General features: G+C 64.1%; 18 protein-coding genes. 13 read left to right on the forward strand and 5 right to left on the reverse strand.

Annotation, left to right across the window (positions count from 1 at the left end; translation table 11 throughout):
* Window positions 1–381: 381 nt before the first annotated feature.
* A complete protein-coding gene (gene rho, locus JAO73_RS21225) occupies window positions 382–2,592 on the forward strand; it encodes a transcription termination factor Rho (protein WP_198979273.1) in 2,211 nt (736 codons plus the stop codon).
* A 164-nt stretch (window positions 2,593–2,756) separates the two neighbouring features.
* Here the strand turns inward: rho and JAO73_RS21230 are convergent, their stop codons facing one another.
* Complete coding sequence (locus JAO73_RS21230; RefSeq protein WP_198979274.1) at window positions 2,757–3,659, reverse strand: DUF3667 domain-containing protein; 903 nt, start codon at window positions 3,657–3,659, stop codon at window positions 2,757–2,759.
* A gap of 98 nt (window positions 3,660–3,757) precedes the next feature.
* Between JAO73_RS21230 and JAO73_RS21235 the strand changes: the two genes are divergently transcribed.
* Window positions 3,758–4,429 (forward strand): DsbA family protein, encoded by a 672-nt coding sequence (locus tag JAO73_RS21235; protein ID WP_190927841.1) that lies wholly within the window; start codon window positions 3,758–3,760, stop codon window positions 4,427–4,429.
* An 18-nt stretch (window positions 4,430–4,447) separates the two neighbouring features.
* Here the strand turns inward: JAO73_RS21235 and JAO73_RS21240 are convergent, their stop codons facing one another.
* The 4 genes from JAO73_RS21240 to JAO73_RS21255 form a co-directional block, all read right to left on the reverse strand.
* Window positions 4,448–5,077, reverse strand: a complete 630-nt coding sequence (locus JAO73_RS21240) for a hypothetical protein (RefSeq protein ID WP_198979275.1) — start codon at window positions 5,075–5,077, stop codon at window positions 4,448–4,450.
* A gap of 80 nt (window positions 5,078–5,157) precedes the next feature.
* Window positions 5,158–6,030, reverse strand: coding sequence for a UbiA family prenyltransferase (locus tag JAO73_RS21245; RefSeq protein ID WP_233169335.1), 873 nt, complete (start codon window positions 6,028–6,030; stop codon window positions 5,158–5,160).
* Window positions 6,031–6,105: 75 nt separating this feature from the next.
* Window positions 6,106–6,903: a class I SAM-dependent methyltransferase gene (locus JAO73_RS21250; protein ID WP_198979276.1), complete on the reverse strand. Its 798-nt coding sequence runs from the start codon at window positions 6,901–6,903 to the stop codon at window positions 6,106–6,108.
* 75 nt (window positions 6,904–6,978) lie between these two features.
* A complete protein-coding gene (locus JAO73_RS21255) occupies window positions 6,979–7,488 on the reverse strand; it encodes a hypothetical protein (RefSeq protein WP_198979277.1) in 510 nt (169 codons plus the stop codon).
* Between the two features lie 477 nt (window positions 7,489–7,965).
* Here JAO73_RS21255 and JAO73_RS21260 point away from each other — a divergent pair, with 477 nt between their 5' ends.
* The 11 genes from JAO73_RS21260 to JAO73_RS21310 all read left to right on the forward strand — a co-directional run bounded on the left by JAO73_RS21260 (window position 7,966) and on the right by JAO73_RS21310 (window position 15,691).
* Complete coding sequence (locus tag JAO73_RS21260; RefSeq protein ID WP_198979278.1) at window positions 7,966–8,649, forward strand: hypothetical protein; 684 nt, start codon at window positions 7,966–7,968, stop codon at window positions 8,647–8,649.
* The gene (locus JAO73_RS21265) at window positions 8,646–8,939 is read left to right on the forward strand and encodes a winged helix-turn-helix domain-containing protein (RefSeq protein WP_198979279.1); all 294 of its coding nucleotides are present in this window, start codon (window positions 8,646–8,648) and stop codon (window positions 8,937–8,939) included. Before JAO73_RS21260 ends, JAO73_RS21265 begins: the two co-directional genes overlap by 4 nt.
* A gap of 162 nt (window positions 8,940–9,101) precedes the next feature.
* A complete protein-coding gene (locus JAO73_RS21270) occupies window positions 9,102–10,556 on the forward strand; it encodes a B12-binding domain-containing radical SAM protein (protein WP_198979280.1) in 1,455 nt (484 codons plus the stop codon).
* 131 nt (window positions 10,557–10,687) lie between these two features.
* Window positions 10,688–10,954 (forward strand): hypothetical protein, encoded by a 267-nt coding sequence (locus tag JAO73_RS21275; protein ID WP_198979281.1) that lies wholly within the window; start codon window positions 10,688–10,690, stop codon window positions 10,952–10,954.
* A 40-nt stretch (window positions 10,955–10,994) separates the two neighbouring features.
* Window positions 10,995–11,795 carry a ferritin-like domain-containing protein gene (locus JAO73_RS21280; protein ID WP_198979282.1) on the forward strand — a complete coding sequence of 267 codons (801 nt, stop codon included), beginning with the start codon at window positions 10,995–10,997 and terminating at the stop codon, window positions 11,793–11,795.
* An 88-nt stretch (window positions 11,796–11,883) separates the two neighbouring features.
* Window positions 11,884–13,512 carry a DUF4153 domain-containing protein gene (locus tag JAO73_RS21285; RefSeq protein ID WP_198979283.1) on the forward strand — a complete coding sequence of 543 codons (1,629 nt, stop codon included), beginning with the start codon at window positions 11,884–11,886 and terminating at the stop codon, window positions 13,510–13,512.
* Window positions 13,513–13,567: 55 nt separating this feature from the next.
* Window positions 13,568–13,789, forward strand: coding sequence for a hypothetical protein (locus tag JAO73_RS21290; protein ID WP_190927818.1), 222 nt, complete (start codon window positions 13,568–13,570; stop codon window positions 13,787–13,789).
* Window positions 13,774–14,127, forward strand: a complete 354-nt coding sequence (locus JAO73_RS21295) for a hypothetical protein (RefSeq protein WP_198979284.1) — start codon at window positions 13,774–13,776, stop codon at window positions 14,125–14,127. Before JAO73_RS21290 ends, JAO73_RS21295 begins: the two co-directional genes overlap by 16 nt.
* A 17-nt stretch (window positions 14,128–14,144) precedes the next feature.
* Window positions 14,145–14,504 carry a hypothetical protein gene (locus JAO73_RS21300; protein WP_198979285.1) on the forward strand — a complete coding sequence of 120 codons (360 nt, stop codon included), beginning with the start codon at window positions 14,145–14,147 and terminating at the stop codon, window positions 14,502–14,504.
* A gap of 284 nt (window positions 14,505–14,788) precedes the next feature.
* Window positions 14,789–15,181, forward strand: a complete 393-nt coding sequence (locus tag JAO73_RS21305) for a hypothetical protein (protein WP_198979286.1) — start codon at window positions 14,789–14,791, stop codon at window positions 15,179–15,181.
* Window positions 15,182–15,229: 48 nt separating this feature from the next.
* Complete coding sequence (locus JAO73_RS21310) at window positions 15,230–15,691, forward strand: hypothetical protein (RefSeq protein ID WP_198979287.1); 462 nt, start codon at window positions 15,230–15,232, stop codon at window positions 15,689–15,691.
* The last annotated feature ends 102 nt before the right edge of the window (window positions 15,692–15,793 follow it).

Here is a 15,793-nt window from a genome sequence, read left to right on the forward strand (position 1 = left end):
GCGCCCCGCGCCCGTCGGCTGGCAAGTGCAGCGCAACTTATTTTGCTGCGCGCCGTGTTTAAGCCCAACCGGACCATATTCAATTTGGCGGTTTGCCCATAATGCCCTAACATTGCGGGAGCAACCGGCCGCCGTGGTCCGGATTAGTGGGCCGCAGTGCCTGCCTCCGGCCCGTCTTTTGCTGAATTTCCAGCGGCCATCTTTGCCCCTCACTTCTTGCTTATTCGATTGCGCCCCGGGCGCGTATTCGGTGCATTTTGTGCACCCTGCGAGTATTAACTCCGGCCCGGCCGCGCCGTTGGCGGGCCGGCCCACGCCTTCGGGCTTTGGGGCCTTGCCGGCCTCCTCGCTTCCCGTCGATGTTCCCCCCTTATTCCCTTTATGTACACCATTAACGAGTTGAAGGACCGGCTGCTGTCCGACCTCAAAGAGATTGCCGAAAAAATGAACGTGGGCAATTTCAAACGGCTGAGCAAACAGGATTTGATATACAAAATCCTCGACCAGCAGGCCCTCGTGCCCTCGGCCGCCGAGCAACCCGCTGCGGCCGCCGCTCCCGTCGCCGAAGCGCCCGCCGCCCCGCGCCCCGGCAAGCCCGCCGCCCGCCGCCCGGCCCCCAGCACCGTAGAGCAGCCGTTTTCCGACGTGGCCCCGCCCGCCCGCAAGCCCCAGCCCGCCCGCCCGGCCCGCGAGCCGCGCCGCGAAGCACCGGCTGCCGCCGCGCCCGCGCCGGTTACGCCTGCAGCCGAGCCTTCTGTCGAAATTCTGGACCCCATCGAAGGCCTGGCCCTGGTGCCCGCCAGCGAAGCCACCGGAGCCGTGCTGGCCAATGAGCCGGCCCCTGCCCCCACCGAAACCACGGACGAAACTGCTCCTCGGCCCGATGCCCAACTGAACGGCGCCGACCAGCAGCAGGCCAACGCCACCCAGCAGCCCCGCCGCCGCGAGCGGGTAGACCGCGCCGGCCGCCCCATCACGGAGCAGCGTGCCGCCGAAATGGCTGCCGAACGCGCCGCTGAAGCCGCCGCTGCCGCTGCCAAGCCCGCCGAAAACGGCACCGACACCCGCGAAGGCAACCGCGAAAACCGCCGCGACTTTGGCGGCAACGGCTTTGCCGACCGCCGCGAAAACCGCGCCGACCGGTTTGAGCGCGACAACCGCGAGCTGCCGCTGCGCGACGGCCGCGACCAGCGCCCCGCCCGCCAAGACCAGCCCCGCGAGCAACGCAACGACCAGCCGCGTGAAAACCGCGACGGCCAGCCCCGCGAGCCGCGCCAGGACCAGCCCCGCAACGACCAACCCCGCGAGCCGCGCGACGGCCGCGACAACCGCAACCTCACCCGCGAAGAGCGCTACGCCCTGCGCGACCAGCAGCGCCAGCAGCGCCAGCAAAACCCCGACGGCACCCCGCGCACCGACCAGCCGCAGGGCCAGAACCAAAACCCGCAACAGCAGCGCCCCCAGCGCCAGGACCTGGATTTGGTGGTGCCGGGCGGCGGCACGTTTGAACTGATGCCCGACGGCGGCTACGGCTTCCTGCGCTCGCCCTACTACAACTACCTCAGCTCGCCCGACGACATTTACGTGTCGCCGCAGCAGGTGAAACAGTTTGCCATGAAGGCCGGCGACACGGTGGTGTGTACCATTCGGCCGCCGCGCGAGGGCGAGAAATATTTTGCCCTGGTGGGCGTGGAAAGCATGAACGGCCGCACCGTGGAGGAAGTCCGCGACCGGGTGCCGTTCAGCCACCTCACGCCGCTGTTTGCCGACTCAAAACTGAAGCTGACCACCAAGTCGTCGCAAATCAGCACCCGCGTGCTGGACTTGTTTGCGCCCATCGGCAAGGGCCAGCGCGGCCTCATCGTGGCCCAGCCCAAAACCGGCAAAACCGTGCTGCTGCAGGAGGTGGCCAACGCCATTGCCGAAAATCACCCCGAAGTATACCTCATGGTGCTGCTCATCGACGAGCGCCCCGAGGAAGTGACCGACATGGCCCGCACCGTGAAGGCCGAAGTGCTCAGCTCGACCTTCGACGAAACGGCCGACCGCCACGTAAAAATTGCCGAAATGGCCCTTGATAAGGCCCGGCGCCTGGTGGAGTGCGGCCACGACGTGGTGATTCTGCTCGACTCCATCACCCGCCTGGCGCGGGCCTACAACACGGTGCAGCCCAGCTCGTCGCGCATCCTCTCGGGTGGTATCGACGCGGGCGCGCTGCAAAAGCCCAAGCGCTTCTTCGGCGCAGCCCGCAACGTGGAAGGCGGGGGCTCCCTCACCATCATCGCCACGGCGCTCATTGAGACCGGCTCGAAGATGGACGAGGTGATTTTTGAGGAATTCAAAGGCACCGGCAACATGGAACTGCAGCTGGACCGCAAGCTGGCCAACAAGCGCGTGTTCCCGGCCATCGACATCCCGGCTTCGGGCACGCGCCGCGAAGACCTGCTGCTGGGCAAAGACGAGCTGAACCGCGTGTGGGTGCTCCGCAAGTTCATGTCGGACATGACGGCCACCGAGGCCATGGAATTCCTCAAGGACCGCATCAAAGGCACCAAGGACAACGAAGAATTCCTGTTGGCCATGAACGGCTAAGGGCTTGCGCTGTAAGTCCAAAAAAGCCCCGTTGCACTTCTGCAACGGGGCTTTTTGCTATAAGTCAACTCTAATCAAGCCTAGCACTACCGAGGTAGCATATTGGAGCCGCAACGGTGGGGCCGGCGAAAGGATTCAACTTCGGGCAACTATTCTTTTTGGCGCTACGAAGCGGCCCAGTAGCATACCAGAAACAGCACGAAACGGTAGGGGATTAGCAGCGCCAGGGCGAAGCAAAACGTAAGGGCCAGGGCTTTGCCCCAGCGCAGCGGCCACGACTGCCCCGGGAAGGCCCCCTTGAAAAAAAGAGCGATGTAGGTAGCGGTCAGCGTCACCATCAGCAAGGTATAAAAGCCATCCTGGTTAAAGGAGGGGGGCAGCAAGTGCAACAGAAAGAGCCCCAGCATGGCCAGCGCCATGGCGGCGTACACCAGCAGCATGCCGGCAAACAGGAAGGTGCTCAGCATTATCCACTCAACGAAGTAGCGCCGCTGCCGAAAGAAAAACAGCCACAGCGGCGCCGCCAGCAGCGGAATGAACAGGAAAACCAGGCTTTTGGAATACACGTGGGCCAGCCCGTTGAAGTGCTCGGCAAAAGCCGCAAGCGTGGTGCCGGCTTTCTGGACGTGCTGCTGCACGAGGCGATTGGCAAAGGCGCCGTAGAGGTTGTTGCCGACGAAATGGTATTTGAGCTTGGTTTCGAAGGCACTGAAATGAGACGCACTGGCCGCAAGGTAGAACAGCAGGTTGGTGACCAGGAACAACTGCACGGGCGGGGCGTGCGCCACGCGCCGGCCCTGCAGCCACTCGGCCGCCAGGAAGCCGGGCCGCCGCAGTTGCAGCCACAAGTCGCGCAGCACGCGCAGGTCGAAGTGTGTGACGGTGTCGACGGTGTGCTCCAGGAAATGCTTGAGGGCGTAGTCGTGGCGATGCAGGCGCTTTTCGCCGCAGGCGTGGCAGTAGGCGCCGGCCAGGGGCGTGCGGCAACTGGCACAAAGCGGCGTGTCGGGCGTGGCCGGCACGGGCACCGCCACCGCGGTGGCCAGGGCTGAGGGCAGGGTTTCCATCAGGTAGCGAATGAGTTGCCCGGTAAATTGGGGGAAAATTTCGACTTGCGTGCGGTCGCGGGCTCTGCTGCCAGCCCTTTGTGCGGTTATTTTGCTGCATGACCCCCGAAACCACGCCCCCGGCCCACCTGCCCGAACTGCTCTACATTCAGGACCCGCTCTGCGGCTGGTGCTACGGCACGAGCCCGGTTATTCAGCGGCTGCAGGCGGACTTTGCGGGGCGCGTCGACGTGTCGGTGCTGTGCGGCGGCATGGTGAAGGGGGAGGACGTGGGCCCGATTGGCGAGGTGTGGCCCGACCTGCGCCGCAGCCTCCACGACGTGGAAGAAGTGACCGGCGTGCAGTTCGGGGCCGCCTTCAAAGCGCTGGGCGAGGCCGGCGACTACGTCTACGATTCGGAGCCGCCCTGCCGGGCCATTGCCGCCTTCCGCCAGCTCACGCAGGACCCCGCCCGCACCGTGGCTTTCGCCCACGCCGTGCAGGTGGCGCTGTTCCGCGACGGCCAAGACCTGAATAACCCGTCCGTCTACAACGACCTGCTCGCGCCGTTCGGGGTCGACGTGGTGGCGTTTCAGCAGCGCTGGGCTTCGCCCGAAACGGCCCGCGCCGCGCAGCAGGAATTTGCCGCCGTGGCCCGCAGCGGCGTCGAGGGCTTTCCCACGGCCGTGGTGCGGGTGGCCGAGCAGGGCTACGTGCTGGCCCGCGGCTACCAGCCCTACGAGCAGCTGCGGGCCGGCCTGGAGCAGCTACTGGCGCAGGAAGGAGCGTAGACGCAACATATTGCGTCTCTACTGCACGCGCACCACTTGTTTTTTTAGCGCTGACCAAGCAATGCGCTGGCGGTCTTCCTTGCCCTTCAGGTACTCGAAGCCGATGGCGTCGGGCCGCTTGCGCAGGTCGTTCCAGGTGGCCTGGTCCAGGGTTGTGATGCCGGTGGGGAAGGTGGTGTTGGCGCCAATGGCGGGCGTGTGAAATTGGGCCGGCAGGAAAAATCGGTCGATGCGCCGCAGCACGAAGGTTTCGCGCTCGGCGCGGGTGGCCGTGGGCGCCTTCATCTCATATACCAGCGCGGCTTCCAGGTCGGGCTCGGTCAGCATTTCGCGAAAAATGACCTGCCCTTCGGGGTTGGTGATGGTGAATTCGGCGGTGCCTTCCAGGATGGACGGGCCGCGGAAGACCAGCTGAAACACATCGGGTGGGCCTTCGGCATGGCTGAAATTGTGCCGCTGGCGAGCCACACGCAGCGTGTCGCTCGCGGCCGAAACGGCTTTGGCGGCGGCCGTGTCCGGGGGAGGCAGGGCCGTGGTGTCGCGGGCTTGCCGGTCGGCCATGCGAGAAACCGTGCCCTCGTTCACCGCCGAAGGAGTGGAATTGCACGCGGCCAGCAGGGGCAACAGCAGTAGCCAGGAATAACGCATCGCAAAAGTCAAGTTGTTTGATGAAACGCCTTTCATACGTGCCACGGGGCGCGCAAAGTTGCCCGGGCCCGAGCCAGTTGTTAGCGCCACAGTAGCATGGCAATGAAGGCCGCGCTCAGGCACAACGACGATACTTGGTTCATGCGCATGGTGTGCTCGAAGTCGGCGGCGCGCTCGTCGTGCCACACGGCCCAGGCCCAGCGGCTGAACAGCGCCACCACCGGCCCCGTAGCCACCAGAAAGATGAGGAGCGGCCGCACCTCACGGCGCAGCCAATAGGCCAGGCCCAGCGCCGCCGCGCCCGCCAGCAGGCCCACCGCCGCAAACACAAACGTGCCCCGAATGCCCAACCGCAGGCTTAGGGTGCGGTCGCCGCGCCGGGCGTCTTCCTCGTGCTGGTACACCTGCGTGAGCGGGTAGGAGCCGCACAAAAACAGCGTGCTCACCAAAGCCAGCAGCAGATTGGTTTTCTCAAACAGTTGAGCCGGCGCGGCCCCCACGCCCACCTGCGTCATCAGCAGCGTGAAGGCGCCCTGAAAAACCACCACCACCAGCGTGCTCAGCAGCGGGTACTTTTTCAGGCGAATGCCCTCGTAGCTGTAGGCCTTCGACACCAGCAGATACACCACCACCATGGCGGCAAACGGCCATGACAACAGCGCCGCGCCCCCGACGGCCAGCGCATCGAACAGCCACACCAGGTGCAGCAACTCGGGCGTCACTTTCGGGGGCGCTTTCAGGCCGCCGATGCTGCCCTCGTCGCGGTCGTAGTAGGAATTGTAGCCGTTGGAGGCCGGGTAGGCCAGCAGGTGCAGCACCACAAACACGCCCACGGCCCGCCACCCGCTCCAGGGCCCGCGCAAGGCGCTCAGCCCAAACCAGAACACCGGCATGAGGTAAACCGAAAAGGGGATGCGCAGCAGCGGCAGCGCTTTTTTATAAGCAGTGAGCAAGGAAAGGGAGGCTATGAGCGGCGAGTGAACGACGGGCAAAGGTGCGCATAAGCAACATATGGCTGCCACCGCGCCTCACTTTTCGGGGGTTGCTGGCCAGCCAATCAAATAGGTTACTTCGGGCCCCCACCAGTGCCGCTTTTTGCCGCTTTGCCACACGAAACGGCCCTCCGGGTCGGCAGCGCGGGCCAGGCCCAGTAGCTCCGCCGTCGAATACATGCGCAGCAGCGACACCGAACCGTCCCAGATGGTGCACAGCGGAATGAGCGGAATCAGATAGGTAAACACCAGCCGGCTGAGCCGAAACGGCCGGTAGAACGGCGTGAGCAGCAACTGGGCCACGGGTAGCACCGTCCAGGCCAGCAGCAGCTCCACCCAGTGCTTGCCCGCGCCCTCAAATACGCCAATGCCGGTGCCCGCCCGCACGGCGTCGCGCAGCAAGGCCTCGGCCGCCGCTGGCGGGAAATGGTGGAAGGCCGAAAAGATGGCGCGGAAGCCCGTGAGCTCCGGCGGTACGGCCAGCGCATTCACGGCAGCCGGCGCAAAACCAATGGCGCCGCGGGTGCGCTCGGCAATGTCGGTCCAGGCGGCGGGCTGGGGGTAGAGGTCGGTGAGCAGGATGGTGGCGGCGGGCTGGCCGTGGGTGCGCAGGGCCGTAAGCACGGTTTCGGTGCCACCGCCGGCGCCGGCACCCAGCTCCAGCACGCGGGTGTGGCCGGTGCGGGCCAGGCCCTCGGCCAGCAGCGGCGCGATGGGCCGGTAGGTGCCCAGCGCCGAAATCATGAAGCGCAAATAGTCCATCATCCCGGCCCGAATGACGGCCGGAAACCACGGCAGGTCTTCAAACTCGAACAGGCGAAGGCGGAGGCGCATGGCCCAACAGTACGCACAAATGGCGGAAGTGGCCGATGCGGCGCTGGCACTTCGGGCCGCGCCGCCCTTGCGGGGCTAGTGCGCCAGGTGGGCGTAGGGGAACCGGCCGGGGCGCTGCCGCCACGCATTGAGCAGCGGCGCCGGTTGCGTGCGCGGCATGTGCCCGGCTGCGGGCACATGCCAATACCGCCAGCCCGCGCTGAGAAGCGCCGTTGCCAGGTAAGGCCAGGTCACGGCCAACAGGTTTTCGGGGGGACCCACAGGCAGCCCGCGCAGCAGCAAATAATTGGCTACCCCAAAGGCCAGCAGCACTCCCACCGCCGCCCTAAAACGGCGTGGCCAAGCTGCGCTGGCCCGTTGGGCCAGTGCGAAAAAGGGCAGCGCTATCGGTACTGCGGCGAGCGAAATCAGGCTGGCCAGCAGGCCGATGGCAAGTGGTACCTGAACATCTTGGGGCTCCTCTAGGCCAAAACTGGCAATCAGGTGTGCGGTGCCCCCCAGATTGCTGCACAGCCAAACGCACAGCGTGCTGCTGAGGGGAGAAGACGGCACCACGGAGCTAGTGGCAGGGTAAGTCAGTTTCATTGCAGTAAAAAAGAGTGGCGGCTGGTGGCTTCGCGGCAAGCAAGCGGTGCCACAACCGTTTTGGTGATGAGATGGCCGACTTACGACTCGCTGTAAATGAGCGGTTTGGGAGTAAAAAATTATATTTTTGGGAATGGATATTCCATTTTTGAATCTGCCGCTGCCTGCTCTGCCGTGCCTGGCAGTTTATTGATAATCAACATTTAGCATAAACGTGATTTGCCTCCAAAAGGTGATTTGCCTCCAAAAGCGCAAGCGGGTGCCGGCTTAGCCGAAAGCATTGCCAGGCTTCCTGATTTGGGAGGCGGCGTGGTGCCTTACCCCTTGCTAACGTCCGGCAATGCGCGCACATTGCCCGTGTTGCTCGTTTTTGGCGTGTGCTGGTGAGGGCCCTAGAATTAAAAAAAAATACAGACCGGTGTAGCAGACATACCAATTCTTTTCTGCAGCTTTGCATCACAAAGTACTTCTATGGTTATGAAGCCTGCCAACCCGGACCCGCTAGCCCAACTCACCGAAATCCGCGCCATCATGGAGCGCAGCTCGCGCTTTTTGTCGCTATCCGGCCTGAGCGGGGTAGGGGCGGGCGTGGTGGCGCTGCTGGGCACCGCATTTAGCATGCGGCTGTTGGAAAGCGCTTTCCAGGACTCGTCGGTGGTGGGGGGCTACGCGCGGCTGCTGCACTCCTCACCCGAAATGCGGCGGGCCGAGCTGCCCAGCCTGCTATTTCTGACCGGCGGCATGATTGGGCTGGCCCTGCTGGTGGCGTTTTTCTTCACCCAGCGCCGCACCCACAACGACGGCCAGAAGCTGTGGAGCGCCCCCGGCCGGCGCCTGGCCGTGGCCCTGGCCATTCCGCTGGTGGCGGGCGGCCTGTTTTGCCTGCGCTTGTACCTGGGCTCCGACGTGGCCATGGTGATGCCGGGCCTGCTGGTGTTCTACGGCCTGGCGCTGCTCAACGCCAGCAAGTACACCCTGGACGAAATCCGCTGGCTGGGCGTCACGCAAATTGGCCTCGGGCTGGTGTGCCTGCTGTTTCCCGAGTGGGGCTTGCTTTTCTTTGCGCTGGGTTTCGGCCTGGGCCACATCGGCTACGGCCTGGTGATGTACAACCGCTACGAGCGGCCCGGCAAGGCCGGTAAACCCGTTATTTCTTCGTGAAGCACCTCATCCACACCCTCAACAAGGCCTTCGACCACCGCGTGCGGCTGGGCGTGATGGCCGTGCTGATGGCCAACGAATCGGTGAGCTTCAACGACCTCAAAGAAGCCCTCGACCTCACCGACGGCAACCTCGCCAGCCACGTGGCCGCCCTCGAAAAGGCCGAATACGTGCTGGTGAGCAAGCAATTCGTGGGCAAAAAACCCAACACCACTTACACCGCCACCGCCGCCGGCAAAGTGGCCTTCCAGCAGCACCTGGAAACGCTGGAGAAGCTGCTGCGGGGGTAGGCCGTTTGTCATCCTGAGCGGCGCGAAGGACCTTATCACGCCTGAATCACCAAGCGTAGTTCTTACTAAGTAAGGTCCTTCGCGCCGCTCAGAATGACAGACGGGTTCAGAACACAATTCTCTTTTTTTGTCTGTAAGCTTTGAAACACAAAGTTCTTTAAGATGAAAGTAAAACTCGTCCTTCCGGCCCTCACCGAAGCCACTAATCCCTACTGGCGGCCCATCAAGTACTCGTTGTTTCCGCCGCTGGGGCTGGCCACGCTGGCCGCCTATCTGCCGGCGCACTGGGAAGTGGACATGCAAGATGAACACGTGGAAACCTTGAATCTGGACGATGAGCCCGACCTCGTTATCATCCAGGTCTACATCACCAACGCCTATAAAGCCTACGCGCTGGCCGACCACTACCGCGCCCGCGGCGCCTACGTGTGCCTGGGCGGCCTGCACGTGACCAGCCTGCCCGAGGAGGCCGCCCCGCACGCCGACAGCATCTTTCTGGGGCCGGGCGAGGAGATATTTCCGGAGTTTCTGCGGGACTGGCAGGCCGGGCGGGCCCGGCCGCGCTACGTGTCTGCGGCCGGGCGCACGCTGGTGGGCGTGCCGCCCATCCGGCGCGATTTGATAAAGCGGGAGCGCTACCTCGTGCCCAATTCCATTGTGGTGACGCGCGGCTGCCCGCACCACTGCGACTTCTGCTACAAAGACGCGTTTTTTCAGGGCGGCAAGGGCTTTTACACCCAGACGGTGGACGACGCCTTGGCCGAAATCGACCGCCTGCCCGGCCGCCACCTCTACTTCCTTGATGACCATTTGCTGGGGCACACACGCTTCGCGGCGGGGCTGTTTGAGGGCATGCGCGGCATGGGGCGGCTGTTTCAGGGCGCCGCCACGGTCGACAGCATTCTGCGCGACAACGGGCTGCTGGAGAAAGCGGCGCAGGCCGGTTTGCGCAGCCTGTTCGTGGGCTTTGAAACGCTGAGCCCCATCAACCTGAAGGCCAGCAACAAGCCTCAGAACCTGGGCCGCGACTACGCGGCGGCCATCCAGCGGCTGCACGATTTGGGCATCATGGTGAACGGCAGCTTTGTGTTCGGGCTTGACGACGACCGGCCCGACGTGTTTCGGCGCACCGTGGACTGGGGCGTGAGCCAGGGCATCACCACGGCCACGTTTCACATTGCCACGCCTTACCCGGGCACGGCCCTGTTCCAGCGCATGGAGGCCGAGGGCCGCCTGCTGCACCGCCGCTGGAACGAATACGACACCCGCACGGTGGTGTGCCAGCCCGGCCCTCACCTGACGGCCCGCCAGCTCAAAGACGGCTACGACCAGGCCTACCGCGACTTCTACTCCTGGACCAACATCACCAAAGCCAGCCTGGTGCACGACACCCTGCGCCACCAGCTCAAGCACTTCGCCTACGCCGGCGGCTGGAAAAAATTCGAGCCCCTCTGGAATTTTATGATAAAGTCGCGCCACCTCGACACGATGCGCCCGCTGCTGGAAGCCATTCTGAGCAAGGTGCGCGGCAAGGACGGAAAACCCGGCGCGGAGGCTTTGGCGCCGCCAATGGGAGAACCTGGGATGCTGATGCCGCTGCCGGTGCTGCAGCGGTGAAACGGCGTAATCTCAACTCGATTTTACCAAGCCACAGCCAAGGCGACTCAATGCACAATCCATTCGCAAGACCTCTCACATTAGGACAATGGCTAGCCGGCAGCTTATGCTGGACACTAAGCTGTGCAGGCATGTGGATATTGATTACAATGTTGTTTGAGCGGCATCTGCGTAGCGAGAATGCTGATTTTTTTATCCTGTCGAGTTTTTGGTTGGCACACTTAATTATTTGGCGGCGGGCATTGGCAGGAGGGGAGGAATGGTTGCAGTCTACAATAAAAGTGACTTCTGTATCCAAAGTGGCAGGCTGTATTTGGTACGCCACATTGACGGTTTTTCAACTAGCAGCACTGCTGATTGGTGGCGTTTGGACGCTCGTTTCCTTGGTCTTTCTCTGAGCCTGTTGCGCCGCTTTTCTCGCCATTAACCAATAAGCAGATGACTTTCACCGACGTCAAAACCTACTTCCAAACCAACCGCGCCAGTGCCGCCGAACTGCCCTGGCACGACACCGCGCCGCTCACGCCCGCCGAGTTGCGCGCCGTGCGCGCCTCCCTTCAAACCTTCCAGCGCGGCGAGGGCACGGGCGGCGCCCACCTGCTAGACCTGGCCCGCGCCTACGACGTGCCCGATTACGCGGCCGCCATGCAGCTGTTCATTGCCGAGGAGGAAGGCCACGCCGAAATGCTGGGCCGCTTCATGTACCAGCAGGGCATTCCGCGGCTGCACACGCACTGGCTGCACGAGGTATTCCGGACGCTGGGGCGGCCGCTGGGCCTGGAGCACATGGTGCGCGTGATTCTGACGGCCGAGGTGGTGGCCGCCGTCTACTACCGGGCGCTGGCGGCGGCCACGCCGTCGGGGCTGCTGCGGCAGATTTGCCGGCGCATTCTACACGACGAGGAAATGCACCTCGCGTTTCATTGCCTGGCCATTCGGCAGTGGTCGTTTGGGCGGAGCCGGCTGAGCGGGTGGCTGTGGCGCCAATTCTACCGCGGGCTGATGGCCGGCACGGCGCTGGTGGTGTATGTGGCCAGCCGGCGCACGTTTGCGGCGGGCGGCTACGCCGTGGGCCGCTTCTGCGCGGCTATCGCGGCCGAGTATGGCCGGCTGGAATCCATGCAGCGGCTCGGGGGCCTGCTGGCTTTGCGCAATGCGGACGAATTGATGCCCTCACCGGCCTCTGGCCATGCGGGCGCTTGCCCAGTGGCCAGCCCGCTGATTTCGGTGCCGCAATAGGGGAGAAGCCCGTTGGCTGCTGCCCAGACATAGCCGCACGGCTAATTTTTTTTGAAAATCTACTTTGAAATACAAAGCGTTTTAACTCATGGAAACTTCTCTGCAACCGGGCGCGCAATGGCCCGCGGTGCCGCCGGCCGCCTTTGCTGCCAGCGTGGCTCATCCCCCGCTCACGAGGGCCCAAAAGCTGCTGCTGCCGCTGGGCGTGCTGTTGTTCGACGGGCTTTTCTGGCAGGAAAAGCGCGGCGTCAATCTGCTCTTGTTTGGCCTGTTTGTGGTGGCGACGCAGCTGGTGCTGCTGCCCCGCGTAGCGGCCGTGCGGCGTTCGGGCTACTTCTGGCTGGCGGTGGCGGGCAGCCTGTTTGGCGGGGCCATGGTGGCCGTGTACGGCTCGCGCGTGGCCATGCTGGCCTGGGCCGCCTCGCTGCTGATGCTGCTGGGCTACGTGAACCAGCCGCACCTGAAGCTGGTGCTCTACGCCGTGCTCACGGCCCTGAACAGCGCGGCGCAGGCCTGGCTGCGGGTGCTGCGCGGCGTGCGGGCGCCGCGCCAGGGCGGCGCGGGCGTGCGCCGGGGCTGGTTCTACGGGCGTCTGCTGGTGGTGCCGGTCGTGATTCTGGGCGCCTTCCACCTGCTGTTTGCGGTGGCCAATCCGGTGTATGCCCGGCTGAGCGGGCGGGCGCTGGCGCTGCTGGGCAACTGGCTGGCGCGGCTCATTCCCGACATTTCGCTGGGGCACCTGCTGTTCGTGGCGCTGGGCTTCGTGGTGGTGGCCGGCGCCGTGGTGGTGGTGCCGGTGTTTGCCTTTGCCGACCACGAATCGCGCTTCGGCGAGTTCATTCGGCGGCAGCGCGACAGAGTGGCCTCCTTCGGCGTGCGCCGGCCCGATTTCCGGCTGAAAACCCGGCGGGCGCTCGATTTGCGCAAGGAGTTTTACGCCGCCGCCGCCGTGTTCGGGCTCGTGAACGTGCTGCTGCTGGCCGTGAATGCCATCGACATCAACTGGCTGTGGTTTGGCTTCGAGCCCGCGCCGGGGTTCGATTTGGCGCAGTTCGTGCACGAGGGCACGTATGTGCTCATCTTCAGCATTTTGCTGGCCATGGGCATCGTGCTGTGGTTTTTCCGCCGCAACCTCAACTTCTACCAGCCGGGCCTGCGCTGGCTGCGCGGCGGCGCCACGGTGTGGGTGCTGCAAAACGCGGTGCTGGCCGTGTCGGTGGGCTTGCGCAATTATTACTACATCCTGCACAGCGGTGTGGCCTACAAGCGCATCGGGGTGTGTTTCTTCCTGCTGCTGGTGTTTTTTGGGCTGGGCACGGTGCTGCTCAAAATCTGGCAGCGCCGCTCGGCCTACAGCCTGGTGCGCCTCAATGCGCTGGCCGTGTACGCCGTACTGCTGCTGCTGGCCGCCGGCAACTGGGAAGTCTGGATTGCGGAGTACAACCTGCAGCCGCGCTTCCGCAACGTCGACATCGGCTTCCTGCTCAACATGCCCGACCGGGTGCTGCCCACGCTGCAGGCCCGCCGCGCCGTGCTCAACCACGCCACCCAACTCACCATGGATTCGGAATACGGCACCGGTCAGGTCATCACGGCAGAAGAGGCCCAGCGCCGCCTCGATTTCGCCATCCACAACGCCAAAGCGGAATACGCCGCCTACACCCACTGGCAGGGCCTCAACTACGCCGACTGGCAAGCCCGCCAAGCCCTGCGCTAAACCCAGCCAATCAACATCAGCACATCAAATAATCAGCAATTCAGCAAATCCTCCCATGGCTTCCATTCCTCCTTTTCTGCTGACGTTTCTGGGCATCATTTTCTGCCTCGGCGACGTGGCCGTGCTGGGCGCACTGCTGTCGTGGCAGCAACGCGCGCCCACGCCCGATGCCCGCTTCCGGCGCTGGCTGCGCGGCGTGCTGCCGGCCACGGTGGTGTTGCTCGGCTTGCTGCTGCTGGCTTTCACGCAACTCATGCTGCTATGGTCGTCGAAATAAACCGTGCCGTGCGCATCGGGCGGCTGTTGCTGGTGGGGTTGGGCGGGTGGCTTTGGGCAGTGGGCGGCACCGGCTTTGCGCTGGCCCTCGAAAGCGCCTACCGCACCCGCGTGCCGTACTCCACGGCGCCCTTCTGGGCCGCATTGCTGGTCACGGCCGTGGGCATTCCGGGCTGGCTGGTGGCCGGCATTCGGGTGGCCTATACCGAGTACGACGGTGGCCAGGCGCGGCGCCGCGCCTGGGATGCTGCTGCGCGGGTTTTCTTTATGCTGGGGCTGTTGGTGCTGGAGGCGCTGCCGCTGCTGGCTTTGCGGGGCCAGCCGCCGCGCTTGTACTAACGCGTTTTTTCGTTCGTATGCTTCAACATCATCTGCGGCACCTGTTGCCGCATTGGCCTGAGGTGCCGGCCCGGTTGTGGGTCACGGCGGCGGGCATCGCCGTGGCGGGCCTTAGCCTGTGGTTTGAGCAGGAGATATGGCAAGAGCCCGAACCCGCCCGATTCTGGACCTGGGTAGTCCTCACGCTGCTATTGCTGGCCGGTGGCCTGCAAACCATCGGCGTGCTGCTGCGCTGGCCTGCCACCTACCGCGGACCACGCTGGATAGGGTTTGCGCTGGGTTGCGTGTCGCTGGCCCTGGGGCTCGGCGTGGCCCTTATCACCGTGGCGCTGTGCCTGCTCAGTGGCCTTCGGGCGGCGTTTCTGAGCGCAGGCTAGGCGCGTGCCAGCATGGGAAAACAGGGGAGGAGACCTGTTACGCGTTGGCAGTGAAGCTGTAGATTAATGTTGAAAAAATTGCGTCTTATCAAGATTGTGCTTTTGTTGAGCCTCAAGTTTGTGGCGGACAATGTTCGCATTAACAGCCGCTCATAGGTAATGCGGACCTGCTTCAGCAAAAAAGCAAATAGTAATTTATCCAAGTTATTTGGTTAGCTTGGCGGCCCGTTGGGCTTTCCAAGTCTGAGAAAGGCCCGTGACGGCTTCACGCTTGCCTTTGCTTCATGGCCCGTACGTTGCTTTTGGTTGTGCTCTTTATTGCCCTGCTCCTGGAGGTGGCGCTCACGGGAGGCGCCTTCTTTGCGCCCGGGTTCACACTGGCGCAGTTTGGGGTGAAATATGGCCCTGAAACCACCTTCCTCACGTACGTGCTGGGCTGGCTGCTGGGCTTTGTGTCGCTGGCCTCGCTGGTAGCGTTTATCCAGGTGCAGCGGCGGCGGCCGGGCTTTGCCACGTGGTGCTACCTGCTGGGTTTCTGGTGGATTGGCATTGGCGTGGGCATCTACTACGCCTTCGGCAAGCCCGATAACCTGCTGCTCGATTCGGTGAAAGGCCTGCTGATTGTGATACTGACCTGGCGCTGCCAGGCCAGCCGCATCATGGCGCGGCGCTACTAGCAGCGGCTGCCTATATTGGTGGTCCATTCGCCCCGTATCTGCCGCGCTATGCCCACGTCGTCGCACCTGCATCCGCTACCCGTTTTCCCCAAACTCTCGAAGCTGGGCCGGGGCCTGGCGGCCGCGCAGGTGCTGAAGGAAACGCTCAGCATCGTGTTTCTGGGACTGCCGCTGGTGCAGGAAGAGCCGCTGGTGCTGCTGTCGGCGCTGCCGGGGCTGGTGCTCTACTTGCTGCACTGGCAACTGGCCCTGGGCCGGGTAGGGCGCGTGTTTGCGGCCGTGGTCTGGGCGCTCACGCTGCTCGATGAGCTGTGGGGCCTGCTGCTCTTTCAAGAGTTGGATGCCCCCACGCGCGGGCAGGTCCGGATGCTGCACTGGAGCTATTTCCTGGGCCTGGGCATCATCCTGGTGGCCTTGGCCGAGCTGGGCTGGCGCTGGCAGCGCAACCGCGCCCGTGCCCGCCGCAACGTGCACCACCAGGCCGTATTGGCCGCCCGGCAGCGCCGGTAGGGCACCCGTTTTCGTGGGCCGCCGCGCGGCGCCGTGCAGACTTTTGGGGGCCCGGGCTGGTATATTTGTCGTTCTTCGCGACGGAGCTGTGGCTTCGCATTC

Source organism: Hymenobacter miniatus, assembly GCF_016427455.1.
Classification (GTDB): domain Bacteria; phylum Bacteroidota; class Bacteroidia; order Cytophagales; family Hymenobacteraceae; genus Hymenobacter; species Hymenobacter armeniacus.